The 24,477-nt window shown below is 55.7% G+C and carries 22 protein-coding genes; 1 reads left to right on the plus strand and 21 read right to left on the minus strand.

The window, feature by feature from the left end:
* Positions 1 to 5 precede the first annotated feature (5 nt).
* From J2Y39_RS11150 to J2Y39_RS11170, 5 genes are read right to left on the minus strand one after another with little or no spacing between them, the layout of a single operon-like run.
* Positions 6 to 362, minus strand: a complete 357-nt coding sequence (locus J2Y39_RS11150; protein WP_236168441.1) for an SMR family transporter — start codon at positions 360 to 362, stop codon at positions 6 to 8.
* Positions 359 to 1,195 (minus strand): sugar phosphate isomerase/epimerase, encoded by an 837-nt coding sequence (locus J2Y39_RS11155; protein WP_236168440.1) that lies wholly within the window; start codon positions 1,193 to 1,195, stop codon positions 359 to 361. The genes J2Y39_RS11150 and J2Y39_RS11155 overlap by 4 nt, the downstream gene beginning before the upstream one ends.
* The gene (locus J2Y39_RS11160; protein ID WP_236168439.1) at positions 1,192 to 1,986 is read right to left on the minus strand and encodes a pyridine nucleotide transhydrogenase; all 795 of its coding nucleotides are present in this window, start codon (positions 1,984 to 1,986) and stop codon (positions 1,192 to 1,194) included. The genes J2Y39_RS11155 and J2Y39_RS11160 overlap by 4 nt, the downstream gene beginning before the upstream one ends.
* Positions 1,979 to 3,151, minus strand: a complete 1,173-nt coding sequence (locus J2Y39_RS11165; RefSeq protein WP_236168438.1) for an FAD-dependent oxidoreductase — start codon at positions 3,149 to 3,151, stop codon at positions 1,979 to 1,981. Before J2Y39_RS11165 ends, J2Y39_RS11160 begins: the two co-directional genes overlap by 8 nt.
* Complete coding sequence (locus J2Y39_RS11170; protein ID WP_310217574.1) at positions 3,151 to 4,176, minus strand: glycosyltransferase; 1,026 nt, start codon at positions 4,174 to 4,176, stop codon at positions 3,151 to 3,153. The genes J2Y39_RS11165 and J2Y39_RS11170 overlap by 1 nt, the downstream gene beginning before the upstream one ends.
* Before the next feature lie 253 nt (positions 4,177 to 4,429).
* Here J2Y39_RS11170 and J2Y39_RS11175 point away from each other — a divergent pair, with 253 nt between their 5' ends.
* Complete coding sequence (locus tag J2Y39_RS11175; RefSeq protein ID WP_236168436.1) at positions 4,430 to 5,845, plus strand: hypothetical protein; 1,416 nt, start codon at positions 4,430 to 4,432, stop codon at positions 5,843 to 5,845.
* A 227-nt stretch (positions 5,846 to 6,072) separates the two neighbouring features.
* Here the strand turns inward: J2Y39_RS11175 and J2Y39_RS11180 are convergent, their stop codons facing one another.
* From J2Y39_RS11180 to gyrA, 16 genes are all read right to left on the minus strand, one after another.
* The gene (locus tag J2Y39_RS11180; protein WP_310217578.1) at positions 6,073 to 7,098 is read right to left on the minus strand and encodes a glycosyltransferase family 4 protein; all 1,026 of its coding nucleotides are present in this window, start codon (positions 7,096 to 7,098) and stop codon (positions 6,073 to 6,075) included.
* Entirely contained in the window at positions 7,095 to 8,057 is a 963-nt protein-coding gene (locus J2Y39_RS11185) for an SDR family oxidoreductase (protein ID WP_310217580.1), read from the minus strand. Before J2Y39_RS11185 ends, J2Y39_RS11180 begins: the two co-directional genes overlap by 4 nt.
* Positions 8,054 to 8,977: a glycosyltransferase gene (locus J2Y39_RS11190; protein ID WP_236168433.1), complete on the minus strand. Its 924-nt coding sequence runs from the start codon at positions 8,975 to 8,977 to the stop codon at positions 8,054 to 8,056. Before J2Y39_RS11190 ends, J2Y39_RS11185 begins: the two co-directional genes overlap by 4 nt.
* 49 nt (positions 8,978 to 9,026) lie before the next feature.
* On the minus strand, positions 9,027 to 9,923 hold the full coding sequence (gene rfbA / locus J2Y39_RS11195) for a glucose-1-phosphate thymidylyltransferase RfbA (protein WP_236168432.1): 897 nt from the start codon (positions 9,921 to 9,923) through the stop codon (positions 9,027 to 9,029).
* Positions 9,920 to 10,816, minus strand: a complete 897-nt coding sequence (gene rfbD, locus J2Y39_RS11200) for a dTDP-4-dehydrorhamnose reductase (protein ID WP_236168431.1) — start codon at positions 10,814 to 10,816, stop codon at positions 9,920 to 9,922. The genes rfbA and rfbD overlap by 4 nt, the downstream gene beginning before the upstream one ends.
* The gene (gene rfbB / locus J2Y39_RS11205) at positions 10,813 to 11,889 is read right to left on the minus strand and encodes a dTDP-glucose 4,6-dehydratase (RefSeq protein WP_236168543.1); all 1,077 of its coding nucleotides are present in this window, start codon (positions 11,887 to 11,889) and stop codon (positions 10,813 to 10,815) included. Before rfbB ends, rfbD begins: the two co-directional genes overlap by 4 nt.
* Positions 11,890 to 12,115: 226 nt before the next feature.
* Complete coding sequence (locus J2Y39_RS11210) at positions 12,116 to 12,355, minus strand: lipopolysaccharide assembly protein LapA domain-containing protein (RefSeq protein WP_236168430.1); 240 nt, start codon at positions 12,353 to 12,355, stop codon at positions 12,116 to 12,118.
* A 27-nt stretch (positions 12,356 to 12,382) separates the two neighbouring features.
* A complete protein-coding gene (ihfB, locus tag J2Y39_RS11215) occupies positions 12,383 to 12,679 on the minus strand; it encodes an integration host factor subunit beta (RefSeq protein WP_003189779.1) in 297 nt (98 codons plus the stop codon).
* A gap of 153 nt (positions 12,680 to 12,832) precedes the next feature.
* Positions 12,833 to 13,111 carry a hypothetical protein gene (locus J2Y39_RS11220; protein WP_236168429.1) on the minus strand — a complete coding sequence of 93 codons (279 nt, stop codon included), beginning with the start codon at positions 13,109 to 13,111 and terminating at the stop codon, positions 12,833 to 12,835.
* Positions 13,112 to 13,303: 192 nt separating this feature from the next.
* Entirely contained in the window at positions 13,304 to 14,989 is a 1,686-nt protein-coding gene (gene rpsA, locus J2Y39_RS11225) for a 30S ribosomal protein S1 (protein ID WP_016770920.1), read from the minus strand.
* Positions 14,990 to 15,108: 119 nt separating this feature from the next.
* The gene (cmk, locus tag J2Y39_RS11230; protein ID WP_024013869.1) at positions 15,109 to 15,798 is read right to left on the minus strand and encodes a (d)CMP kinase; all 690 of its coding nucleotides are present in this window, start codon (positions 15,796 to 15,798) and stop codon (positions 15,109 to 15,111) included.
* Positions 15,795 to 18,002 carry a bifunctional prephenate dehydrogenase/3-phosphoshikimate 1-carboxyvinyltransferase gene (locus J2Y39_RS11235; RefSeq protein WP_310217591.1) on the minus strand — a complete coding sequence of 736 codons (2,208 nt, stop codon included), beginning with the start codon at positions 18,000 to 18,002 and terminating at the stop codon, positions 15,795 to 15,797. The genes cmk and J2Y39_RS11235 overlap by 4 nt, the downstream gene beginning before the upstream one ends.
* A 28-nt stretch (positions 18,003 to 18,030) precedes the next feature.
* Positions 18,031 to 19,143 (minus strand): histidinol-phosphate transaminase, encoded by a 1,113-nt coding sequence (gene hisC / locus J2Y39_RS11240; RefSeq protein WP_310217594.1) that lies wholly within the window; start codon positions 19,141 to 19,143, stop codon positions 18,031 to 18,033.
* A 13-nt stretch (positions 19,144 to 19,156) separates the two neighbouring features.
* Entirely contained in the window at positions 19,157 to 20,251 is a 1,095-nt protein-coding gene (pheA, locus tag J2Y39_RS11245) for a prephenate dehydratase (RefSeq protein WP_016770924.1), read from the minus strand.
* Positions 20,251 to 21,336, minus strand: a complete 1,086-nt coding sequence (gene serC, locus J2Y39_RS11250; RefSeq protein ID WP_038860448.1) for a 3-phosphoserine/phosphohydroxythreonine transaminase — start codon at positions 21,334 to 21,336, stop codon at positions 20,251 to 20,253. Before serC ends, pheA begins: the two co-directional genes overlap by 1 nt.
* A 231-nt stretch (positions 21,337 to 21,567) precedes the next feature.
* Positions 21,568 to 24,222: a DNA gyrase subunit A gene (gyrA, locus tag J2Y39_RS11255; RefSeq protein ID WP_095182243.1), complete on the minus strand. Its 2,655-nt coding sequence runs from the start codon at positions 24,220 to 24,222 to the stop codon at positions 21,568 to 21,570.
* Positions 24,223 to 24,477: the final 255 nt, after the last annotated feature.

The following is a 24,477-nucleotide window of genomic DNA, read 5'->3' on the forward strand; positions in this document are numbered from 1 at the left end:
TACCATCAAACTACGCGAGCTGTGATCAGCCCGACGCCAGCAATTACCAACACAATCCCTGCCGCTGTCGTCCAGTGAAAGGGCTCACGAAAAATCAATATCGAAGACAAGGCGACAGTCGCCACCGCCCCCGCAGTCAACACCGGATGCGCCACATTGAGTGGAAGACGAGCCAGCGCAGCGGCATAAAGCAGGAACGCCATGCCATACAGCCCAAGTCCCAGCCAGAACGGCCAATTGGTAAGTGCCGTCAGTGGATCACTGAGGGACGGAAACTTACGAGGCGGCATCATTGCCATCTTCACCAGTACGCTGGCAGATGCATTGGAAAGGATGCCCAGAAAAAGAATGATCCATTTCATATCCTTACCCCCACATCGCCTGCACAGTAAGACTTCAACGCTACACCCAAGGCACGCTCAATAGAGTGCAGATGTGACTCGTCCTTGGTGGCAACCATCTCGATCGATACAACATGACCAGGCAAATAATGCTTCAAAGCCAACGCCATCTGCGCATGATCGGTGCCGCCATCCCCGAGAGGCAGCAAGTCCGGCTCGCTGGCATGGACATGCCCGATCAGATCGGCACACTCGTTCAGCACCTGTTGAGGATCTTCGCCGTTAATCGCCAGCGCACCGGTATCCAGCTGCATGCGGATGGCAGGATGATCAATTGCTCTGACCACTGCTGCAGTCTCTGCACTGGTGGTCATGAAGTTAGCGCCATAACAGGTTGGATTGGGTTCAAGACAGATCGTCACCCCATTGGAATGAGCGATGTCCCCCAACTGCCTGAAAAAAGGCACAGCCACCGCGAACGCTTGCTCATCGCTCAAACCGCTGCGATCACGATTCTTCGGTGATCCGAAGACCACTCTGGAAGCACCTAGGCCAGCGCCAATACGGCAAACAGCGCTCAAGTGCGTTAACAAATCCTCTTGAGATTGCTGCGAACCGAAGACATTCAAACCGGTTGTACCGAACAACAGCGCCTGCATCCCGGTGATTTCGACGCCTCGCATCGCCCACCATTCTTTCACCAGGCTGATGTCATCGTCCAAAGCCTTGGCGGGCTCGGGAAAGTACTTTCCGGGTGCCACATCGATTGCATCAACACCATGAAGTCGAAGCAAATCGGCGACGCCTTCGTCTTCCGCGATATCCCACGCGATGTTGGAAATCGCCAGCCTCATGAATTTACTCCTGGATCGGTTTTCACAACTAGCGGTTCTGACTGGGCATAGACACGAACCGCGAGAAGTGTCTCCCGAGCGCTGTATTGATAACGCCCTGCCCCACCGAACACCTGCGCATGCAGGGTCTGCATGTCATAGGTTGCAGCAGGATTCGCAAGGGCGTTGGTGAAAGGTGTGCCGAAACCCTTCTGCGAAATATCGGCCACACTGACGGGCTGTGCCGTCAGGTGAACCAATCTCAAACCGGCATCGAGCGCCAGCTGGATGTCGTGCCAGAGATTGACCATCGGATAGAACTGGAAGACGCCACGACTATCAATCGATTGAAGGTTGTTTTGATTCAAAAAGTCGAAAATAACGTTTTTACGCAGACCAGGCCCCACCAACCCCGGGAGACGCACGATCAGGTAGTTGGCGAAATGGCTTTCAACAAATTCCTCCAGCAATCGGCGGTGCAGACCATAGGCATGCAGACCCGACACATCCACCGGCGTCTCTTCATCAACCCCCATGGAATTGCTGAAAACATCGACTGTGCTGATCAGAATGAAGGTTGTGCACCTGAGGGTCTTGAGATGTGCAATCAGACCGTCGATTTTTTCCCGATCAGCCTCAGGGTCACGGTTGGCGATCCACTTTTGTGCCGGCGCACCAGCACACACAACGGTATCGAACACCTGACCGTCGATATCGCCGATGTTGGTTGAACGATACAGCGACGTGAAGGTTTTCTGCTTCAGCAGCGTACTGCCAACAAACCCTGAAAACCCGATAAGTGCATTAGCCATTCACAACTCCAGACTTGATGGTTTCCTGACTATCGATACACGAAAACTGTTCTGTATCGAGTTTCTCAAGAACATCATAAATATTGTCAATTTTGCCGCCGAGCACCGAGTAACAACCGGGGAGCTCTGCGTGTTTTTCAAACAGAATCGGCCGGCCATCGTCGCCTTCGTTCTTCACCAGAACGGTTTTGACCTCGAACAACGAGTCAATATGCCTGGCCTCAAGAACGGCGGGGATATAGCGCCCTACATCCCTCACCATTCGATTAACGCGTGAGTCCCGCGGGTAATGGCGAAGTTTCTCATAGGGGTCAACCCCTTGCCGATCAGTCCAATGCAAGTGCGGGGTATATCGCACATGGGACAGGGTATGCAGGTCACGGGCAGGGAAAGGCATCATCGAGAAAAATGGCCCGTCCATCACCGTAACGCCCAGCCCGACAAGGGATGGGGGCATCTGCATCAGGGCCATTTCAGTAATTTCTTGCTTGAGCTCAGCCTTCACCCCGGGAAACTCGCCAGAGAACTGATTGAGACCACTGTAAGTACAATTGAATACGTAACGACACACGACCTGTTCCAACTGGCCATTTGGCGTTTTTACTGCGACGTGCAGTGTAGAGTCCGGCCCTCTGGAAATACCGCTCGCCTGGGTTGAACAACGAACCTGGACCCGGCTCTCTTTCAACTCCCGCTCTGCCCAGCCCGCTAGTTTCGTCGAGTCAAACGCGTACTCTTCAACCAGAAACACTTCTTCGATCAGCCTCGGCTCAAAGAGCGCTCGCAACGACGCATCTGCCGGCTGGAAAGCCGCGCCTATATCCCGGCAGAAACGCTCAAACTGCCTGGCCGTGACCTTGGAGTTGCGTCGGGCAATGGCATAGAGCTTGGTAAAGTCTTGCTTGACCGCATCAGGCCAGTCTCGCACGAACTTCGGCAGGTTTACCCTGCTGCGATAAGCCGTCGTGAAACTGCGCGGATAGTGATAGCCGTTATGTACCCGTGCCTGATTGCTATAAGAAGCACGCCTCAACAGCGCAGGCTCACTCTCAAGCAACAGGACACGTTTGAGCCCACGCTGTCTGGCGAGATAGATCGAAATGGCGGCGCCATAAAACCCACCACCAATCACAACGGCATCAAAATCTGTGGTGACGCCCAACATCAGACGTCTTGCTCGCGTGGCAACGTGTCGCTATCAACCGTAGGCGAACGGACCTCTTCGATGTTGAGCTTTTCATGGCGAGTCATGCGGGCACTGGTGAACTCCTGACCGACATGATACTGCGGTCCTTCGTTCGACAAGCTCGCCATGTTCAAGATGTACTCCCCTAGTACCAGGAGAACCAGAGAGATCAGGAAGAACATACCCGATTGTTGCAGCGAAAAACTGACCCAGCCTGGGGCTACATCCGTTTTGAACAAACCGATCGCAAGCACGTAGACGCTGTATAGCAGATTGGCTACGGCACCGAACAACGACAGCGAAGTCACCAACCGCATGGGGGCACGGGTGGTCGATACCAGCAGTCGCATGCCACGGTCGATGCTGTCCCCCAGTCGCTTCGGGCCACAGGCCTTCGGTTTTGCGCTGTAGCTAAGGTAAGCACGGGCAAAGCCGCCCGTTGCCGGAAGGTGCCGGTAGGTCATGGCTGGCTGAGGATGCTGAAGGATAAAGTTGATGACTCGCTTGCTGATAATGCGGTACTGCGGCGCTTCCTTGGCAAGGTGAACGCCATTGAACCAGTTATAGAGACAATGGAACACCGCGTAAGCGCTACGATAGGCCCTGCTTTGCGCGGGTTTCTGCTGGTTGTTCGCAAACACCACATCTGCACCGCGAACCGCCTGCTCAAGCATTTCAGGGATAAAGCCAATGTCATCGGACAGCGGATCGATCACGGCCACGAAGTCACCCAGCGCGTTTTCCAGACCAACCCACGACGCGGTATCAGTATCGACCTCTTTGGTCAGCGCGTAGACCTGCAAGTTGGCAAGCCCATTTTCGCCCGTCAGTCGCCTGAGGACCAAAATACTCTCGTCGTCGGAGGCGTTATCGACAACGATCAGCTCGTAATCGCTGACGATCAGGGCAACAGCAGAAGCCGCGTCTGCCAGTACTTTTTCGATTCCTTGCGACTGATTGCGAACGATAAAAACCACAGACAAAAAGCACGGAAAGAAGGCCATTCACAATTCCCCTTAAACAAAAATCAAGCGATCACCGGAGAGGGCTTTGTGATACCGCCAAGAATTAAAATATTGATTCTACCCCATCTTCGGGCCCACACCACCTGCCACTCACGCGAACCAAGAACATATGCCGAAGCCGACTGATGTCAAAAACTCGCCTAGTGATTCCAGAAAGGCCTCTTCACCTCCTATCTGGCAGCTGACTTTCAACAAATGATAAGATTCAAGATTGAAAAATCGGACCAGTAAAATGTCGCCAGCAACGTCATCAACCAAGGACTATATCGCCTGTGGAGCACTGCTTATACTTGCAGCGCTCTCTGCTTACCTTCAGGCCCCCGGCTATTTGTTGTGGGGTGACTCATTCGTAAAATGGGAACTCGCAAAATCCATTTCCCAGCATGGCCTTGGCTACCCCTATAACGAGCTATCTTTCACTAACTGGCATCCAACTTTCCCAATAGTTTTAATGGCAGTCACTTTAAAAATAAGTGGAGGCATTTTTTTATTCCCCGCAATGCAATCAGCATTACTCTCACTTGGCGCCTACGTAGTGCTGCGCAGGGTCACCCCAGCTTATACAGCTCTAGCACTGACTTCAATTTTACTCCTCATACCCACCAATATTATTTATTCGGCCATCCACATGCCCGAGCCATTAATGACTGCATTCGCTCTCATACTAATTGGGACGCTACTCCATAAAGAAAAGCTTATCCTAAAATATGAAATCTACCCATTCCTTATTATTGTCAGCATATTATTTATAACAACAGCATGGATCAGACCCAATTTTGCTATATGCGCCCCAATCATCGCATTTTTTGCCGTTACTCGTTCACCCTATCGTTTATTACTCGCCATAGCACTTCTTGCCATGTCCATTTCACTGCTTCACACTTGGGACAAACTACTAAATGTAAACAGCCAGGATGTTTCAGTTGTCAGCATGGCCGCCGAGATAGTAGGTTTATCCAAAATGACTAATGGTGCTACATGCGATAACTGTCTCGACTTTATCGGCAACACCGAATCCGCACGACAAAATTACAGACACGAAGATGCCGGCTACATGCTTTGGGGGAAAGACGGAGGCATCACCCCCTATAAAGTTGCACTGATTGAAAACGCCCCAAAAATTCGTAAGCTTTGGTGGGACTCAGTGACAAGTGCGCCATTTGAATTTATTAAAATGAAAACAATTAAAGCTTACTGGCTTTATCTCGGGAACAGTCCAACTGCAACTACCGTCACGCCAATGACAACCAACTGGACCGGCGTAATTTCAGAAATAACCAGAACCGAAGCCGCGTGCAACTGCCAAGTAGGCCCCTTACGCAACCAGGCGGCAGAACTTGCAACAAACATTCGATTCCCCGCACTGGAAGAGAAGCCACTCCTCGGACTGGCTATATGCCTTGCACTAATCGTAAGTTCTCTAGCATTACCATCCCCTTCCGCTACAGCGATACGCTTGCTCGCCAGCACTTCCATCCTTTACTACGCCGGCTTCCTTTTGAATATGCAACGTGTGGAATTTCGCTACTACTACCCATCGTGGATGCTGATGCTTTTAGCAGTAGTAATATTTTTGCAGTGCATCACCTCAACAATCACGACACGAGCAAAAGACCGATATGCTCTCAAATCGACACCTGATGTGTAGCATCTAACGCCCAAGCAATGACACCCTGCTGAAAAGCCGCCTATTCATACTCCTTCTCCTGCATCGATGACCTGGTGCTGGAAGAAGGAGATACTGCCGTCCGCCCAGCGCATTGTCAGGGGAGCAAATCCGCCCCACGAACTCAACCTCCCCCAAGACAGGTGAGGCTTATGGCGTGATGACGAATTATATTTCTTAACGTGGCAAATGGAGGGCCTTGCTACTACTCAAGAATCAGCCTTTTCCTCCAACGCTCCTGCATTAAACAAACAGGCTATAAAGATGAGCGGAGTGTATGCAAATAATATTCCGAGCATTTCATTCAGAAATCCCAAGCCTACAAGAATCGAAATCGGCACCAGCCAGACAAGATTAATGACAACAACCCCAAGCGTTACTACTCGATGACTCTTGAAACGACGGGATGCATACTGATAGGCGTGGCTGCGATGCGCCTGAGAAACGTTGTCTCCACGCATCAAACGTCGCAGCAACGTCCAGGTAGCATCAACAATGAAAACCCCGAGCAAAATCAACCAACTCCAAAGCAATTCCGGCGCTGTCCAAGCCGCTTGGAGCGCTAAACCACCGAGAGTGAAGCCTAGAAATCCACTGCCCGCATCTCCCATAAAGATGCGCGCGGGAGGAAAATTCCAGCATAGAAACCCAGCCACCGCTCCAGCTAAAACGAACGGAACCCATATCAGGTTGGCGTAACCACCCAGCCAATACAACGCACATGCCCCCAGACATACGCATATGGCCTCCGCGCTGGCCAAACCATCAATCCCGTCCATGAAATTGTAGAGGTTCAGCATCCACACAAGGTAAATCAGCGCGAGCACATTGCCGAACCAACCCAAGTCAATCGCCGTACCAAAAAATGAAATGGATGCGAGACCATTAAGCCAGTACAGCGCCCAGCCAGCTGCAATGAAATGCCCCAGCAGCCGCCATCTAGCAGCAATATGACCATGATCATCGGCGAAGCCTATAAGCGCCACCAAAATTCCCGAGCCCAGTAATCCTGTAAGCAAAGGCATACCAAGCAACCCCAAAGCAGCCAACATTGGCAGCGCCCCTGCAAATGCCACCACAATAGCCACCCCGCCTCCGCGAGGCGTAGGCACAGTATGGGAACTACGCTCGTTTGGTATGTCCATTAAACTCTTGGCCAAGGCATAACGACGCAAGACATAGGTCAGCAACCACGAACTTGCGAGCACAGCAGATAGTAACAACCAAAAAGTCATTTTGTTAACTTATCCAGATAATAGTCGGCGGTTTTGCGTAAAGCTTTATCCACACTTACCGAGGGACGCCAATTTAAAACATCACATGTTTTGCTAATATCAACCTGCAACGAACTACACAAACGTTGAACAACTGCTTTTTTACCCAGGAGTGAAGCACTTAAACTCAACACAAAATCAGGTATCGGCAGCAACCATGCTTTCGTGCCTAAGGCTCGCGCCATACGCCGAAGCAACAAAGTTGTAGATAGATCCTCACCATCACTAACCAGAAATATATTATTTGCTGCCGCAGGATGATCGATACAGGTCACGATGAGATCCACAAGATTATCAAGCGCCACCAGACTGCGTTGATTATTAATAGCCCCCAACGGCAAAGGTATGTTTCTATGAAGCCAACTCATCATGCTTAAAAAATTGGCCTTCACCCCCGGGCCATACACAAGTGGTGGTCTGATAATAACAACTTCCATTCCCGTGCTCAGGCCAATCTGCTTCAAAGCATCTTCAGCTTCTTGTTTCGAGACTCCGTACGGATCTACTGGTGCTGGAGGATCGTCAGCCTTAAAAGAACTCCGTGGTGCGGTGCTTTCGCCATTAACCTTGATTGAACTGATAAAAATAAATCGTTTTACCCCTGACTCGGCAGCCTTTCGGGCGAGCCTAACGGTTCCGTCCACATTGATTTTGCGAAAATCCGAAAGAGAGTCCATTGAGGTTTCGTTCATCACATGCACTCGAGCCGCAGCATGGATCACTACCTGAACGTCATTCAAGGCCGGCGATGCAGTTGTGTCCGTAAGGTCGAATGGGACTACCCGACACAAACCAAGCAATCGTGTAACACCGCGCACGGCGGCAACCGGGGTGAATTTTTTATCGAGTAAAAGCCTGAAGACCAAAGCCTCACCAACGAATCCGCTCGCCCCCGTCACCAAAACTTGTGGGCCTTTCATTTAGTCCTCTTTCCAACAACTGCAGTGGTACAACAGATAAAAAAGAAGAATACCTTATCGCGAAACCGTCGCCGACATATCCAAGCGTTAAAGGAAAGCGTCAATAGCTGCCTGCGCCCTAATTCCAGCCAGGTATCAACAAAAGGTTCTCTGCTCTGGCCCACCAATGAAGCAATCAATCGAACCTGAGTAAACCACCTACCATCATGAATCGTTTTATATCGGGAAATCAAAGGAGCCAATCCAGTATTAGCCCCTACTTGATTACTATCATGTTGGCGATACAGCATGGATGGCACCGGGTCGATGAACCATTTGAATTGGTGACTTCGGGCGAAGGCGTAACAGTACCAGTCGTGCAAACTGACTTCCTGTAATCGCTGCCAATTGGCAAGCACGGAGTCCTTCAGCGAATCCGCCAATTTCTTGCTAAGCACGTAAGTACAACCCGGCCCAGCAGCCTCAAACAAAAAATCCCAGGCAACTTGCGGTTGCGCCTTGTCCAACAAATGTGTTTTACCGTCCGGCCAGAAAGCCGTTACATTACTTGAATACGCATCAAATTCACGCGTCAGCAAAGTCCGGGTAGCCCGCTCGAGTTTGTCTGAGTGCCAAATGTCATCCTGATCCGAGAACGCGATGAAGTCATAACCCTCGAAATCTACATCACGGATGAGACGGAAGAAATTGCGTGCTGCACCACCGAAATTGCCGACAGCCGGAAGCAAAACCACATCGCTGCGTTCAGCAAAGAAGCTAGCGCACCAGGCTTCGGTGCCGTCTGTCGAAGGGTCAACACTTATATAGACGGTAACATCTACCGCTGACTGACTCAGGATCGAGGCAATCTGCTCTTCGATCCACCGCATCCCGTTGTACGCAGCCAGCAGAACTGCTACCTGTGGGTATTTTACTGGCATGCCAATCCTGCTTGCATTGGTTTAACACTTTAAATCGAAAGGAGGACGCTCACAGGTCAGTGGAAACACTAACCAACAACCTCTGCAGGTACTGACCATAGCCAGTCTTCTTGAGACGCTCTGCCTGTGCACCCAATTGCTCCGGGGTGATCCAGCCATTGTTGTAAGCGATCTCTTCCAGGCAAGCCACTTTCAGGCCCTGACGCTGCTCGATAGTGCGCACGAAGTGACTGGCTTCAAGTAAAGACTCATGAGTACCGGTGTCGAGCCAGGCGAAACCGCGACCAAAAATTTCGACGCTCAGAGCATTCTGCTCAAGATAGGCGCGGTTGACATCAGTAATTTCCAACTCGCCGCGTTCGGACGGCTTGATGCTCTTGGCAATCTCAACGACCTTGTTGTCGTAGAAGTAAAGGCCCGTTACCACGTAGTTGGATTTCGGCTTCAGCGGTTTCTCTTCAATGCTCAGTGCACGACCGGCTTTGTCGAACTCAACAACGCCGAAGCGCTCAGGATCGGAGACGTGGTAGCCGAATACAGTTGCACCTTGCTCTTGATCGTTGGCAGAACGCAGGTTGTCCGAGAAGTGCTGACCATAGAAGATATTGTCACCAAGGATCAGACAGCAAGGATCATCGCCGATGAATTCTTCACCGATTATGAAGGCTTGCGCCAAACCATCCGGATTAGGCTGTTCGGCGTAGGTAAGCTTGATGCCATACAGGCCTCCATCACCCAGAAGTTTCCGAAAACAAGGCAAATCCTCCGGAGTGGAGATGATCAGGATTTCTCGCATTCCCGCAAGCATCAGCACCGACAGAGGATAAAAGATCATAGGTTTATCATAGATCGGCAGCATCTGCTTGGAAACACCAAGCGTCAAAGGATGTAACCGAGTGCCCGAACCACCAGCGAGGATGATGCCTTTACGGTTTGTCGTGGTCATTTATTGAGAACTTCCATAAGCATTCGAGTTACACCACTTTGCCAATCCGGCAAGTGTAGAGAAAAATTATCGCGCAGCTTCTGCGTATTCAAACGTGAGTTCAACGGGCGGCGCGCCGGTGTTGGATAGGCTTTGGTATCAATCGGATTGATGGCGGTGACAGCGAGCTCTTCACCGTGGGCCTTGGCAAAACCGATCACCAAACTGGCGTAGCCATACCAGGACACTTCACCGGCAGCCGCCAGATGATAGAGCCCCGACAGCGTGGAGGGGCTATGCATTGCCTGCTGTATCGCCAGAGCGGTCACGTCCGCAATCAGGTCCGCACCGGTCGGGACGCCGATCTGGTCGGCAATCACCCCTAGCGATTCGCGCTCCTTCGCCAGCCGCAACATGATCTTGGCAAAGTTGTTGCCGCGAGCGCCGTAGACCCAGCTAGTTCGGAAGATCAGATGCTTGCAACCCGAGTCGACAATTGCCTGCTCTCCAGCCAGCTTGCTGGCGCCGTAGTGGTTCACGGGAGCAACTGCGTCGCTTTCTATCCAAGGCGTCGAGCCTTCGCCACTGAACACGTAGTCGGTCGAATAGTGGATCAGCCAGGCATCCAGGGATGCCGCTTCCTCTGCCATGACCCGACTGGCCTCACCATTCACACGATCGGCCAGTTCTTTATCTGACTCCGCTTTATCGACAGCAGTGTAGGCTGCGGCGTTGACGATGACGTCGGGAGATACCCGCCGGATCGTCGCGCGCAATGCATCAAGGTCGGATAGATCACCACTCAAACCATCGACCGAATGCCGGTCAAGCGCGACCAACTCTCCAAGCGGTGCGAGGGAGCGCTGCAGCTCCCAGCCGACCTGGCCATTTTTTCCCAGCAGGAGAATCTTCATGCCTTGTCCGAACGAGCGCTGTAGTTCTGGTCAATCCACTGCTGATAACTGCCGCTCTTCACATGAGCAACCCATTCAGTATTGGTGAGATACCATTCGACCGTCTTGCGGATGCCGGTTTCAAATGTCTCTTCCGGTGTCCAGCCCAATTCACGTTGAATCTTGCTCGCATCAATGGCGTAGCGCTGATCGTGCCCCGGGCGATCCTGCACATGGGTGATCAAACTTGCGTGAGGGCAGTGACCGGAATCCGGTCGCAATTCATCAAGCAGTGCACACAGGGTGTGGATGACTTCGATGTTTTGTTTTTCGTTATGACCACCAATGTTGTAAGTCTCGCCGATCACGCCTTCGGTCACGACTTTGTACAATGCACGGGCATGATCTTCGACATAGAGCCAATCGCGAACCTGATTGCCCTTGCCGTAGACCGGCAATGCCTTGCCTTCCAGCGCATTGAGAATGATCAGCGGGATCAATTTCTCAGGAAAATGGCAAGGCCCGTAGTTATTCGAACAGTTAGTAACCAGTGTCGGGAGGCCATAAGTGCGGGCCCAGGCACGAACCAGGTGATCGGAGCTGGCCTTGCTAGCCGAGTATGGCGAGCTTGGCTGATAAGGCGTGGTTTCGGTGAAAAGATCTTCAGGACCTTCCAGATCACCATAAACTTCGTCGGTCGAAATATGATGGAAACGGAAGTTTGCTTTACGCGCATCATCCAGCGCCGCCCAATAGTGGCGCGCGGATTCCAACAGTGTGTACGTCCCTATGATATTGGTCTGGATGAACTCGGACGGACCCGAGATCGATCGATCAACGTGGGACTCTGCGGCCAGATGCATGATCGCATCCGGTTGGTGTTCACGCAGAACACGATCGATCTGATCACGATCGCAAATGTCAACGCGCTCAAACACATAACGGGAGTCCTGACTGACTTGCGCCAACGATTCCAGATTACCGGCATAAGTCAGCTTATCGACGTTGACGACAGAGTCGGTGGTATTGGAGATGATGTGACGGATGACTGCCGAGCCGATAAACCCGGCGCCGCCGGTAACTAGGATTTTCACGCGAAACCATACCCTTGAGCTGCGGACGGCGCGATCAACGAGCACCGTCTAATCCATGAATGCAGAACCCATCAAATCCGAGGCTTCCGTCAGAGTCAGTCTGAATCGAACGCGCAACCAAGGCACTGTCGAACAAGGGCTATATTTTACAGCTTAACGAACGTTTTACTAATGGATAAAGACAGGCAAAGAGGCAATTTCGACAGATGCCCTGCACCTGTCTTTTTTAGACAAGACGTTTGCGCCCTGCTCTGGACGAGCGCCCCAGAAACCAGCCAAGTATCGGCCCAATCAACATGCCGATGAGCAACGCCAAAACCACTAGCAGTGAGACCGGCAATTGAGGCCCGGACAAACCTAAAAACAATAACGACACCGATTGTTGGTTCTCGAGAACAAACGCAAGAATCACCAACACCAGCAAAAGAAGAAAAACGCCAAGAAGTATGCGCTTGAGGTTACGCATGACTAGCTCCTTGAAAGGTCATCACTGTCAAACCCCCTCCTCCTCTTCTTCGTTCACGCGGTCACGCAATTCCTTGCCCGGCTTGAAATGCGGAACGAATTTACCGTCCAGACTTACCGACTGGCCGGTTTTCGGGTTGCGGCCGACGCGCGGTGCGCGATAGTGCAGGGAGAAGCTGCCAAATCCACGGATCTCGATACGATCACCGGTGGCGAGGCACTGAGACATTTGTTCAAGCATGGTCTTGATGGCCAGCTCCACATCCTTGGATGAGAGTAGCCCTTGATGGGTGACAATTCGTTCGATCAACTCCGACTTCGTCATATTTTTCCCTTCTTTTTCAAGCAGCTAGATCAGCGCTTGAAAGGTTTTAGCATGCCCGGAAGAATTTGAACAGCCCAGGGATTGACATATCTTTCCCGGGGTCAAAACGCCCATTTTCAGGGCACTCCAGTGGCGAGTCGGATCGCTGCTCACCTAACGACACATCACCAGCATGGTCCGGGTTACAAAGCCTGCGGGATTGAAGCCAAACGGGTATTCATCCTCATCTTTCGCATCATCAGAGCGGGTGATGACCTTGTAGCCCTTACCTTTGCACTCCTTCGCTGCACGCTTCTGGCACCTTTCCCAACCGGAACCCAACCCTGAGCAATCGACCTCGATACCACTGACGCCGCGCACCGCATGGGTTTTCGCGCTGGTGGTGCAACCTGCCAGCGCCAAGACCACCGCAACAACAAATAACTTGTTCATCCACTTCCTTATGCCAGGCAAGCCTGACGACTAATACTCAAGATCAAGCTTAGTCGCGAATAGGCGATTGATCCGATTAAAGAAACAGACCCGCAGGGGAAGCCAATGGTTTCATGCACGCACGTACAAAGACCAAATTGCAGGCACAAAAAAGGGCGACCGAAGTCGCCCTTTTTAATGATCAAGCAGAACTCAGTTCTGTTTGGCCATTGCTTGACGCAGCAGTGCCGCCATAGTGGTGTCAGCTGCTTCGCCTTCCGGAGCTGCTTTCAGGCTCTGGATGGCTTCTTTCTCTTCAGCGTCGTCTTTCGACTTGATCGAGAGCTGGATTACGCGGCTCTTGCGATCAACGCTGATGATCTTGGCTTCAACTTCCTGGCCTTCTTTCAGAACGTTGCGCGCGTCTTCAACGCGGTCACGGCTGATTTCGGAGGCTTTCAGGGTAGCTTCGATGTCGTCGGCCAGAACGATGATGGCGCCTTTGGCGTCAACTTCTTTCACGGTACCGGTCACGATAGCGCCCTTGTCGTTAACCGAGACGTACTCGGAGAACGGATCGCTTTCCAGTTGCTTGATGCCCAGGGAGATGCGCTCGCGCTCTGGGTCAACCGACAGGATGACGGTGTCCAGCTCGTCGCCCTTCTTGAAACGACGTACGGCTTCTTCGCCCACTTCGTTCCAGGAGATGTCGGACAGGTGAACCAGACCGTCGATGCCGCCGTCCAGACCAATGAAGATACCGAAATCGGTGATCGACTTGATGGTGCCGGAGATCTTGTCGCCCTTGTTGAACTGGCCAGAGAAGTCTTCCCATGGGTTCGACTTGCACTGCTTGATGCCCAGGGAGATACGACGACGCTCTTCGTCGATGTCCAGAACCATGACTTCCACTTCGTCGCCGACTTGTACGACTTTCGAAGGGTGGATGTTCTTGTTGGTCCAGTCCATTTCCGAAACGTGTACCAGACCTTCAACGCCTTCTTCCAGCTCAGCGAAGCAGCCGTAGTCGGTCAGGTTGGTTACACGAGCGGTAACGCGAGTGCCTTCTGGGTAACGGGCTTTGATAGCAACCCATGGATCTTCGCCCAGTTGCTTCAGGCCCAGGGAAACACGGTTGCGTTCGCGATCGTATTTCAGAACCTTGACGTCGATTTCGTCACCAACGTTGACGATCTCGGAAGGATGCTTGATGCGCTTCCAGGCCATGTCGGTGATGTGCAGCAGGCCGTCCACGCCACCCAGATCGACGAATGCGCCGTAATCGGTGAGGTTTTTGACGATACCTTTGACTTGCTGGCCTTCCTGCAGGGATTCCAGCAGAGCTTCACGCTCGGCGGAGTTCTCGGCTTCGAGGACGCTGCGACGGGAAACGACAACGTTGTTGCGCTTCTGGTCCAGCTTGATGACCTTGAATTCCAGCTCTTTGCCTTCCAGGTGCGTGGTGTCGCGCACTGGACGGACGTCAACCAGGGAACCTGGCAGGAACGCACGGATGCCGTTAACGTCGACAGTGAAGCCGCCTTTAACCTTACCGTTGATAACGCCCTTGACCACTTCCTCGGCTGCGAAGGCTGCTTCCAGAACGATCCAGCATTCAGCGCGCTTGGCTTTTTCACGGGACAGCTTGGTTTCGCCAAAGCCGTCTTCAACCGAATCCAGAGCAACGTGAACTTCATCACCAACGTTGATGTTCAGTTCGCCAGCATCGTTGTAGAACTGCTCAAGCGGGATGAGTGCTTCAGACTTCAGACCAGCGTGAACGGTTACCCAGCGAGCCTGGTAATCGATATCAACGATAACACCGGTGATGATGGAGCCTGCCTGAAGGTTCAGGGTTTTCAGGCTTTCTTCAAAGAGTTCCGCAAAGCTTTCGCTCATTTTAATTCCTGTAGATGAGGGCGAAGTAAACGCCCATCTCCACACCCCAGACGGTGTGGGTTAGTTTCATTTAAAAGAAGCACCGCAGGACTATGACTGGTCCCCTGCGGCCTTCTTGGTCACCCGGCGATATCGCGAATGGCGATCTCGCTCATGATGCGTTCAAGCACCTGATCGATGGAAAGCTCCGTTGAATCCAGCTGAATCGCGTCGGCCGCCGGCTTGAGCGGGGCTACTGCGCGCTGGGTGTCACGCTCATCGCGTGCACGGATCTCATCTAGCAGACTCGACAGACTAACACCCTCGACTTTGCCCTTCAACTGCAAATATCGACGGCGCGCCCGCTCCTCGGCACTGGCGGTGAGGAAAATCTTCAGCGGTGCATCCGGAAATACCACCGTGCCCATGTCGCGACCGTCCGCCACCAGACCCGGCGCTTCCTGAAACGCACGCTGGCGCTGCAGCAGCGCCTCGCGTACGGCGGGCAGCGCAGCCACTTGCGAGGCCCCGGAACCGACGCTTTCGGTGCGAATGACATCGCTGACTTCGTCGCCTTCGAGAATGATCCGCTGCAGCTGACCTTCGGTCGCGGCGATGAACTGCACATCCAGATGAGCGGCCAATGTCTTCAGCAGCTCTTCATTGGTCAGGTCGACGCCATGGTTATGCGCAGCAAACGCGAGCAAGCGATAAAGCGCACCGGAATCCAGCAGGTTCCAGCCCAGACGCTTGGCCAGAATCCCGGCGACCGTGCCTTTGCCGGAGCCGCTTGGCCCATCGATGGTGATGACCGGTGCAATGTTTTTCACGACTGTGCCTCTTGTGCCACACGAATGCCGACTTGCCCGCACAGCGCGAGGAAGTTGGGGAACGAGGTCGCGACGTTGGCGCAATCATGGATGCGGATCGGTGCGGTAGCGCGCAACGAGGCAACGCTGAAGGCCATGGCGATACGGTGGTCGCCGTGACCGTGCACTTCACCGCCGCCGATCTGGCCGCCGTCGATGATGATGCCGTCCGGGGTCGGTTCGCACTTGACGCCCAGCGCCAGCAAGCCGTCCGCCATGACCTGAATCCGGTCGGATTCCTTGACTCGCAGCTCTTCGGCGCCGGTCAGCACGGTCCGCCCTTCGGCGCATGCAGCAGCGATGAACAGGACCGGGAATTCGTCGATGGCCAGCGGCACCAGTTCCTCCGGAATCTCGATACCTTTGAGTTTAGCTGCCCGCACGCGCAAGTCAGCCACTGGCTCGCCGCCCACTTCACGCTGGTTTTCCAGAGTGATATCGGCACCCATCAGACGCAGGATATCGATCACACCAGTACGGGTCGGGTTGATGCCGACGTGCTCGAGCACCAGCTCGGAGCCCTCGGCGATCGAGGCCGCGACCAGGAAGAACGCCGACGAAGAGATATCGCCCGGCACTTCGATGTGAGTCGCGGTGAGCTTGCCGCCGGACTCGACCGAAGCCGTGGCGCCGTCGACGCTGACCGGGTAGCCGAAGCCACGCAGCATGCGTTCGGTGTGATCGCGGGTCGGTGCTGGCTCGGTCACCGTGGTCTTGCCTTCAGCATAGAGACCGGCAAGCAGCAGGCAGGATTTCACCTGGGCACTCGCCATCGGCATGGTGTAGGTCAGGCCCTTGAGCTTATGGCCACCGCGAATGGTCATCGGTGGACGACCTTCGGCAGCGGTTTCGATCACGGCGCCCATTTCTCGCAAAGGATTAGCCACGCGATTCATCGGACGCTTGGACAGCGAAGCGTCGCCGGTCAAGGTGCTGTCGAAGTTCTGCGCCGCCAGCAGGCCAGAGAGCAGACGCATCGAGGTGCCAGAGTTGCCCAGATAGATCGGGCCCGGCGCAGGTTTCAGGCCGTGCAGGCCGACACCGTGGATGGTAACGCGGCCGTGGTGCGGGCCTTCGATGACCACGCCCATGTCGCGGAATGCCTGCAAGGTCGCCAGGGCGTCTTCGCCCTCAAGGAAGCCTTCGACTTCGGTGACGCCTTCGGCCAGCGAGCCGAGCATGATCGAACGGTGGGAAATCGATTTGTCACCCGGTACGCGAATCCGACCGGACAGGCGGCCACCAGGTTGAGCCAGGAAGATCAGATCGTTGGAATTCATAGCGTCCACATAGGCCCTGCGGGCCAGGATTTTACTGAAATGCTCGCGGGCAACCCGGGCGCGCGTGAAAACGCCCAACAATTGGTGCCCATCCCCTGCATCGACCGCGTCGCGCAAGGCGTCGAGGTCGCTGCGAAATGTATCGAGTGTGCGCAGGACAGCCTCGCGGTTGGCGAGGAAGATGTCGTGCCACATCACCGGGTCGCTTCCGGCGATTCTTGTGAAATCGCGAAAACCACCGGCAGCGTAACGGAAGATCTCCAGATTTTCATTGCGCTTGGCCAACGAATCGACCAGACCGAAGGCCAGCAGGTGCGGCAGATGGCTGGTCGCGGCCAGCACTTCGTCGTGACGCTCGACCTGCATGTGCTCGACATCGGCACCCAGTTCACGCCAGAGGCGATCGACCAGCGCCAGTGCGGCAGGATCGGTCCGCTCGAGCGGCGTCAGGATTACCTTGTGCCGGCGGAACAGCTCGGCATTCGAGGCTTCCACCCCGCTCTGCTCGGAACCGGCAATCGGGTGCCCCGGGACGAAGCGCGCCGGCATGCCGCCGAACGCCTCGGTCGCCGCGCGCACCACGTTGCCTTTGGCGCTGCCGACATCCGTAAGAATCGCCTGCCCCAGATCCATGACAGCCAGACGCGCGAGCAGCTTTTCCATGGCCAGAATCGGCACCGCCAGCTGAATCACATCGGCACCGACGCAAGCCGCCGCCAAATCGTCTTCGCAGCGATCAACCACACCCAATTCGACCGCGAGCTTGCGCGATTGCGGGTCGAGATCAACACCGACCACCTCACGGCACAGGCCGCTTTCACGCAAACCCTTGGCAAACGAACCACCGATCAACCCCAGACCGACCACCACAAGGCGACCGATCATAGGTGCAACAGGTTGCAGCGCAGTGACATCAACCACGAGCCAGAACCTTGCGCAGCGCCTCGAGGAAACGGCTGTTTTCCGCCGGCAGACCAATGGTCACCCGCAGGTGGTCCGGCATGCCGTAATTGGCCACCGGACGCACGATCACGCCTTCGCGCAGCAAGCCCTGGAAAATCGGCGCCGCGACCTGGCCGAGATCGACACAGATGAAGTTGCCTTTGGACTCGATCCAGCTCAGTCCCAGCTCACGGAAACCCGCCTGCAACTGCTGCATGCCGGCTTCGTTGAGCTGACGGCTTTGCGCCAGATATTCCTCGTCTTTCAGCGCCGCACACGCCGCCGCCAAGGCGAGGCTGTTGACATTGAACGGCTGGCGAACGCGGTTCAGCACGTCTGCCACCACAGGCGTCGACAAGCCATAACCGACGCGCAGCGCGGCCAGACCATAGGCCTTGGAGAAGGTGCGCGACACCAGCAGGTTCGGGTACGCCGCGAGGAAGTCGAGACCGTCCGGCAAATCGCTGCCTTCGGCGTACTCGATGTAAGCCTCGTCGAGGACTACCAGCACATGCTCGGGAACGTCCTGCAGGAATTCGTCCAGCGCTTCGGCGCCGAACCAGGTACCGGTCGGGTTGTTCGGGTTGGCGATGAACACCACGCGGGTGTTGGCATCGATGGCCGCAAGCATCGCCGGCAGGTCATGGCCCCAGTCTTTGGCTGGAACGACTTTGGCCTGCGCACCGACAGCTTGGGTAGCAATCGGATACACAGCGAATGCATGTTCGCTGAATACCGCGTTCAGGCCCGGCGCCAGATAGGCACGGGCGACCAGCTCAAGAATGTCGTTGGAGCCGTTGCCCAGCGTGACCTGATTCAGCTCGACACGGCACTGCTCGGCAAGCAGAGACTTCAGGGCGAAACCATTGCCGTCCGGGTAGCGGGTCAGCTCGGCCAGCTCTTCGCGGATCGCCGCCAATGCCTTCGGGCTGGCGCCCAATGGGTTTTCGTTGCTCGCCAGTTTGACGATTTTTGCCGGATCCAGATCCAGCTCGCGCGCCAGTTCGTCCACAGGCTTGCCCGGAACGTACGGCGAAAGTTGTTGCACGCCCGGCTGTGCCAGAGCGAGGAAGTTGCCACTCATTTGCTACCGCCCCTTAGAGAACTGCTTTCGGGTAGGAACCCAGCACTTTGAGTGCTACTGCTTCCTGACTGATCTTTTCCAGCACACCTTTGATCAACGGATCACGGTGGTGGCCGACAAAGTCAATGAAGAACACGTAGGTCCATTTGCCGCTGCGCGACGGACGGGTTTCGATGCGGGTCAGGTCGATGCCATTGTCGTGGAACGGCACCAGCAGCTCATGGAGCGCGCCGGGCTTGTTGCTCATCGACACGATGATCGAGGTCTTGTCGTCGCCGGTCGGCGGCACTTCCTGGTTACCGATCATCAGGAAGCGGGTCGAGTTGTCCGGGCGATCTTCGATCTTCTCGGCCAGACGCGTCAGGCCATACAGCCCTGCCGCCATGTCGCCAGCGATCGCTGCCGAATTCCACTCACCCTTGACCCGTTTGGCCGCTTCGGCGTTGCTCGACACCGCGACGCGTTCGACATTCGGGTAATGCGCGTCCAGCCACTTGCGGCACTGGGCCAGCGACTGCGCGTGGGAATAGATGCGACTGATGCTGTCGGTCTTGGTGTTTTCGCCGACCAGCAGATGATGGTGGATGCGCAGCTCGACTTCGCCACAGATCACCATGTCGTGCTCGAGGAAGCTGTCCAGCGTATGGTTGACCGCGCCTTCGGTGGAGTTTTCCACCGGCACCACGCCGAAATTCACCGCACCGGCGGCGACTTCGCGGAACACTTCGTCGATTGCCGCCATCGGCTTGCTGATCACAGCGTGGCCGAAGTGTTTCATCGCTGCCGCTTGGGTGAACGTACCTTCAGGGCCGAGATACGCCACTTTCAGTGGCTGCTCCAGCGCCAGGCACGACGACATGATTTCGCGGAACAACCGCGCCATCTCTTCGTTGCCCAGCGGCCCCTGGTTGCGCTCCATCACCCGTTTGAGCACCTGAGCTTCGCGCTCAGGACGATAGAACACCGGCACTTCGCCTTCGGCCAGCGAGGCCATCTTCACGCGGGCGACTTCCTGGGCGCAACGCGCACGCTCACTGATCAGCTCCAGAACTTTGGTGTCCAGAGCGTCGATGCGAACGCGCAGTGCCTTGAGTTCTTGCTCGGACATCAGCCGTGTTCCTTCTCGAATTCCGCCATGTACGCTACCAGCGCGTTGACCGCGGTGATGTCGACGGCGTTGTAGATGGAGGCGCGCATGCCACCCACCGAGCGGTGGCCCTTGAGATTGAGCAGGCCGCGCTCGTCGGCACCAGCGAGGAACGGCTTGTCCAGACGATCGTCAGCCAGACGGAACGGCACGTTCATCCACGAGCGATCCGACTTGTTGATCGGGTTGCTGTAGAGGCCGCTGGCATCGATGAAGTCGTACAGCGTGCGCTGCTTGACGTCGTTGAGTTTGGCGATCGCTTCGACGCCGCCCTGCTCTTTCAGCCACTGGAATACCAGGCCGGACAAGTACCAGGCTAGGGTCGGCGGGGTGTTGTACATCGAGCCGTTATCGGCCGCGACCTTGTAGTTGAGCATAGTCGGGCACAGCGAGCGGGCCTTGCCGAGCAAGTCTTCGCGAATGATGTTGACGACGATGCCGCTCGGGCCGATGTTCTTCTGCGCGCCGGCGTAGATCATGCCGAATCGCGAAATATCGACCGGGCGCGAGAGGATGTCGGAAGACATGTCGGCGACCAGCGGCACGTCACCGGTTTGCGGGATCCACTGGAATTCCAGGCCGCCGATGGTTTCGTTCGGCGCGTAGTGAACGTAAGCGGCGTCTTTCGACAGGTTCCACTCGTTCTGGCCGGGGATGGCGAAATAGTCGTAAGGCTTGGCAGTGGCAGCAACGTTGACGTGGCCATAGCGCGAGGCTTCTTCGATGGCTTTCTGCGACCAGATACCGGTGTCGATGTAGTCGGCCGAGCCGCCTTCAGGCAACAGGTTCAGCGGGATCTGCGCGAACTGCTGGCTGGCGCCGCCCTGCAGAAACAGCACTTTGTAGTTCGACGGGATATTCAGCAGGTCACGCAGATCCTGCTCAGCCTGGGTGGCAATGGACACGAACTCATCGCTGCGATGGCTCATTTCCATGACCGACAGACCCTTGCCGTGCCAATCAAGGAGTTCACCCTGGGCGCGCTGCAGGACAGCTTCAGGCAGCGCCGCCGGACCGGCGCAGAAGTTATAGGCTCGCTTGCTCACATCCAATCTCGCTCTGATTTGGTGGTATCACGCAATAAATCACACTACCGATCAACATGGCCCTGTGGGAGCGAGCCTGCTCGCGAATGCATCACCGCGGTGCTTCAGAGGTACCGCAGCGCCTGCTTTCGCGAGCAGGCTCGCTCCCACAGGGGATCTCCATGATGTCGAAAATTCATACCGGACAAATAACAAGGGGGCGAATTCTCATCCGCCCCCTCGTTTGTCCGCTTATTCCTGCGGTTCTTCGTCTGCTGCGGCGTCGAGTTGCTGGTCGTCTGCGGCCTCGTCGATACCGACGGTGCCTGCGATTTCCTCGCCCTCTTCACCTTCGAGCTCTTCGCCTTCGATTTCCGAAGGCTCCTGAACCCGTTCCAGGCCGACCAGGGTTTCATCCTTGGCCAGCTTGATCAGCGTCACGCCCTGAGTATTACGGCCCAGGCTCGACACTTCGCCGACACGGGTACGCACCAGGGTGCCCTGATCGGAGATCAGCATGATTTCTTCGCCGTCGAGCACCTGTACCGCGCCGACCAGACGGCCGTTACGCTCGTTGCTGACCATGGCGATCACGCCCTGACCGCCACGCTTGTACTCAGGGAACTCGGTGATCGCGGTGCGCTTGCCATAACCACGCTCGGAAGCGGTGAGGATCTGGCTGCCTTCTTCTGGGATCAGCATGGAAATCAGCTTCTGCCCTTCCGGCAGACGCATGCCGCGTACGCCGCGAGCGGTGCGGCCCATGGCACGCACGTCGGACTCTTTGAAACGGGTGACCTTGCCGCCGTCGGAGAACAGCATCACTTCGCGCTCGCCATCGGTGATAGCTGCAGAGATCAGCACGTCGCCTTCGTCCAGCTCCAGCGCGATCAGACCGACGCTGCGCTGACGGCTGAAGGATTCCAGCGGGGTCTTCTTCACGGTGCCGTTGGCGGTGGCCATGAAGATGTAGTGACCTTCGGTGTATTCCTCGACCGGCAGCATGGTGGTGATGTATTCACCGTCATCCAGCGGCAACAGGTTGACCAGCGGACGACCACGGGCCGCGCGGGATGCTTCCGGAATCTCGTAGGTCTTGAGCCAGTACACCTTGCCCTTGCTGGAGAACAGCAGCAGCGTGGTGTGGCTGTTGGCAACCAGCAGGTGAGCGATGTAGTCCTCGTCCTTGACACCCGTAGCCGATTTGCCTTTGCCGCCACGACGCTGAGCCTGGTACGCAGCCAGCGGCTGGGTCTTGGCGTAGCCACCGTGGGAAATGGTCACGACGCGCTCTTCTTCCGGGATCATGTCACCCAGGGTCAGGTCGAGACGGGCATCGAGAATTTCGGTGCGACGCACGTCGCCGTATTCGGCGCGGATCACTTCCAGCTCTTCGCGGATCACTTCCATCAGGCGCACGGCACTGTTGAGGATGCGGATCAGCTCGCCGATCTGATTGAGAATCTCTTGATACTCGGCCAGCAGCTTCTCATGCTCCAGACCGGTCAGACGGTGCAGGCGCAGTTCGAGAATGGCTTGCGCCTGTTCTGGCGAGAGGAAGTACTTGCCTTCGCGCAGACCGTATTGCGGATCGAGATTTTCCGGACGGCACGAATCGGCACCGGCACGTTCAACCATCGCCACCACAGCCGAGGATTCCCAAGGCGTGCTGATCAGCGCTTCCTTGGCTTCCGACGGCGTTGGCGAAGCCTTGATCAGGGCGATTACCGGATCGATGTTCGACAGCGCAACAGCCTGACCTTCGAGAATGTGCCCACGCTCGCGCGCCTTGCGCAGTTCGAACACGGTACGACGGGTGACCACTTCGCGACGGTGACGGACGAAGGCTTCCAGCAGATCCTTGAGGTTGAGGATGCGTGGGCGGCCGTCGATCAGCGCGACGATGTTGATACCGAACACCGATTGCAGCTGGGTCTGGGCGTAGAGGTTGTTGAGGATCACCTCAGGCACTTCGCCGCGACGCAGTTCGATCACGACACGCATACCGTCCTTGTCGGACTCGTCGCGCAGCTCGGTGATGCCCTCGAGCTTCTTCTCTTTGACCAGCTCGGCGATCTTCTCGATAAGACGCGCCTTGTTCAGCTGGTAAGGCAGCTCGGTGATGACGATCTGCTGACGGCCACCGACCTTGTCGATGTCTTCGATGATCGAGCGGGCACGCATGTAAATGCGCCCGCGACCGGTGCGGTAGGCTTCGATGATGCCGGCACGACCGTTGATGATCGCGGCCGTCGGGAAGTCCGGACCGGGAATGTATTGCATCAGCTCATCGACGGTCAGCTCGGGATTGTCGATGAGGGCCAGGCAACCGTCGATGACTTCACCGAGGTTGTGCGGCGGAATGTTGGTCGCCATGCCCACGGCGATACCGCTGGAACCGTTGACCAGCAGGTTCGGTACGCGGGTCGGCATGACCGCCGGGATCAGTTCGGTGCCGTCGTAGTTCGGCACCCAGTCTACGGTTTCCTTGTGCAGGTCAGCCAGCAGCTCGTGCGCCAGCTTGGTCATGCGCACTTCGGTGTATCGCATGGCCGCAGCGTTGTCGCCGTCGACCGACCCGAAGTTGCCCTGGCCGTCGACCAGCAGGTAGCGCAGGGAGAAAGGCTGGGCCATACGAACGATGGTGTCGTATACGGCAGTGTCACCGTGCGGGTGATACTTACCGATCACGTCGCCGACGACACGGGCAGATTTCTTGTACGGCTTGTTGTAGTCGTTGCCCAGCTCGCTCATCGCGAACAGTACGCGACGGTGCACGGGCTTGAGGCCATCGCGCGCATCCGGCAGTGCACGGCCGACGATCACGCTCATTGCGTAGTCGAGGTAGGACTGTTTCAGCTCGTCTTCGATATTGACCGGGAGGATTTCTTTGGCCAGTTCGCCCATGAGAAGCCTGATTCCTTTTTCTGGTGAAACTTCGTCATATCCATGTGGGAGCAACGAAGCTCGTCGGGGCCGGCCGAGTGCCATGCGCCGACTTACGACAAATCAACATTGGATCGCGGATTTGCGCAGTAAAGACAGCTCCGTGGAGCCGCCTCGGAAAACGCCGGATGTTATCACAAAGGCCGCCACGCACCTATCCCCCAGATGCGCATGGAGCATAGTTAGTTGACCGATGACAGGCTTGAGGGGGACGAG

Source organism: Pseudomonas sp. 2957, from assembly GCF_031456345.1.
Taxonomy (GTDB): Bacteria; Pseudomonadota; Gammaproteobacteria; order Pseudomonadales; family Pseudomonadaceae; genus Aquipseudomonas; species Aquipseudomonas siliginis.

Coding starts and splice junctions, on each gene's coding strand:
- J2Y39_RS11150 (WP_236168441.1), bottom strand. CDS start 362: ATGAAATGGATCATTCTTTTTCTGGGCATCCTTTCCAATGCATCTGCC.
- J2Y39_RS11155 (WP_236168440.1), bottom strand. CDS start 1,195: ATGAGGCTGGCGATTTCCAACATCGCGTGGGATATCGCGGAAGACGAA.
- J2Y39_RS11160 (WP_236168439.1), bottom strand. CDS start 1,986: ATGGCTAATGCACTTATCGGGTTTTCAGGGTTTGTTGGCAGTACGCTG.
- J2Y39_RS11165 (WP_236168438.1), bottom strand. CDS start 3,151: ATGTTGGGCGTCACCACAGATTTTGATGCCGTTGTGATTGGTGGTGGG.
- J2Y39_RS11170 (WP_310217574.1), bottom strand. CDS start 4,176: ATGGCCTTCTTTCCGTGCTTTTTGTCTGTGGTTTTTATCGTTCGCAAT.
- J2Y39_RS11175 (WP_236168436.1), top strand. CDS start 4,430: ATGTCGCCAGCAACGTCATCAACCAAGGACTATATCGCCTGTGGAGCA.
- J2Y39_RS11180 (WP_310217578.1), bottom strand. CDS start 7,098: ATGACTTTTTGGTTGTTACTATCTGCTGTGCTCGCAAGTTCGTGGTTG.
- J2Y39_RS11185 (WP_310217580.1), bottom strand. CDS start 8,057: ATGAAAGGCCCACAAGTTTTGGTGACGGGGGCGAGCGGATTCGTTGGT.
- J2Y39_RS11190 (WP_236168433.1), bottom strand. CDS start 8,977: ATGCCAGTAAAATACCCACAGGTAGCAGTTCTGCTGGCTGCGTACAAC.
- rfbA (WP_236168432.1), bottom strand. CDS start 9,923: ATGACCACGACAAACCGTAAAGGCATCATCCTCGCTGGTGGTTCGGGC.
- rfbD (WP_236168431.1), bottom strand. CDS start 10,816: ATGAAGATTCTCCTGCTGGGAAAAAATGGCCAGGTCGGCTGGGAGCTG.
- J2Y39_RS11210 (WP_236168430.1), bottom strand. CDS start 12,355: ATGCGTAACCTCAAGCGCATACTTCTTGGCGTTTTTCTTCTTTTGCTG.
- ihfB (WP_003189779.1), bottom strand. CDS start 12,679: ATGACGAAGTCGGAGTTGATCGAACGAATTGTCACCCATCAAGGGCTA.
- J2Y39_RS11220 (WP_236168429.1), bottom strand. CDS start 13,111: ATGAACAAGTTATTTGTTGTTGCGGTGGTCTTGGCGCTGGCAGGTTGC.
- rpsA (WP_016770920.1), bottom strand. CDS start 14,989: ATGAGCGAAAGCTTTGCGGAACTCTTTGAAGAAAGCCTGAAAACCCTG.
- J2Y39_RS11235 (WP_310217591.1), bottom strand. CDS start 18,002: ATGATCGGTCGCCTTGTGGTGGTCGGTCTGGGGTTGATCGGTGGTTCG.
- hisC (WP_310217594.1), bottom strand. CDS start 19,143: ATGAGTGGCAACTTCCTCGCTCTGGCACAGCCGGGCGTGCAACAACTT.
- pheA (WP_016770924.1), bottom strand. CDS start 20,251: ATGTCCGAGCAAGAACTCAAGGCACTGCGCGTTCGCATCGACGCTCTG.
- gyrA (WP_095182243.1), bottom strand. CDS start 24,222: ATGGGCGAACTGGCCAAAGAAATCCTCCCGGTCAATATCGAAGACGAG.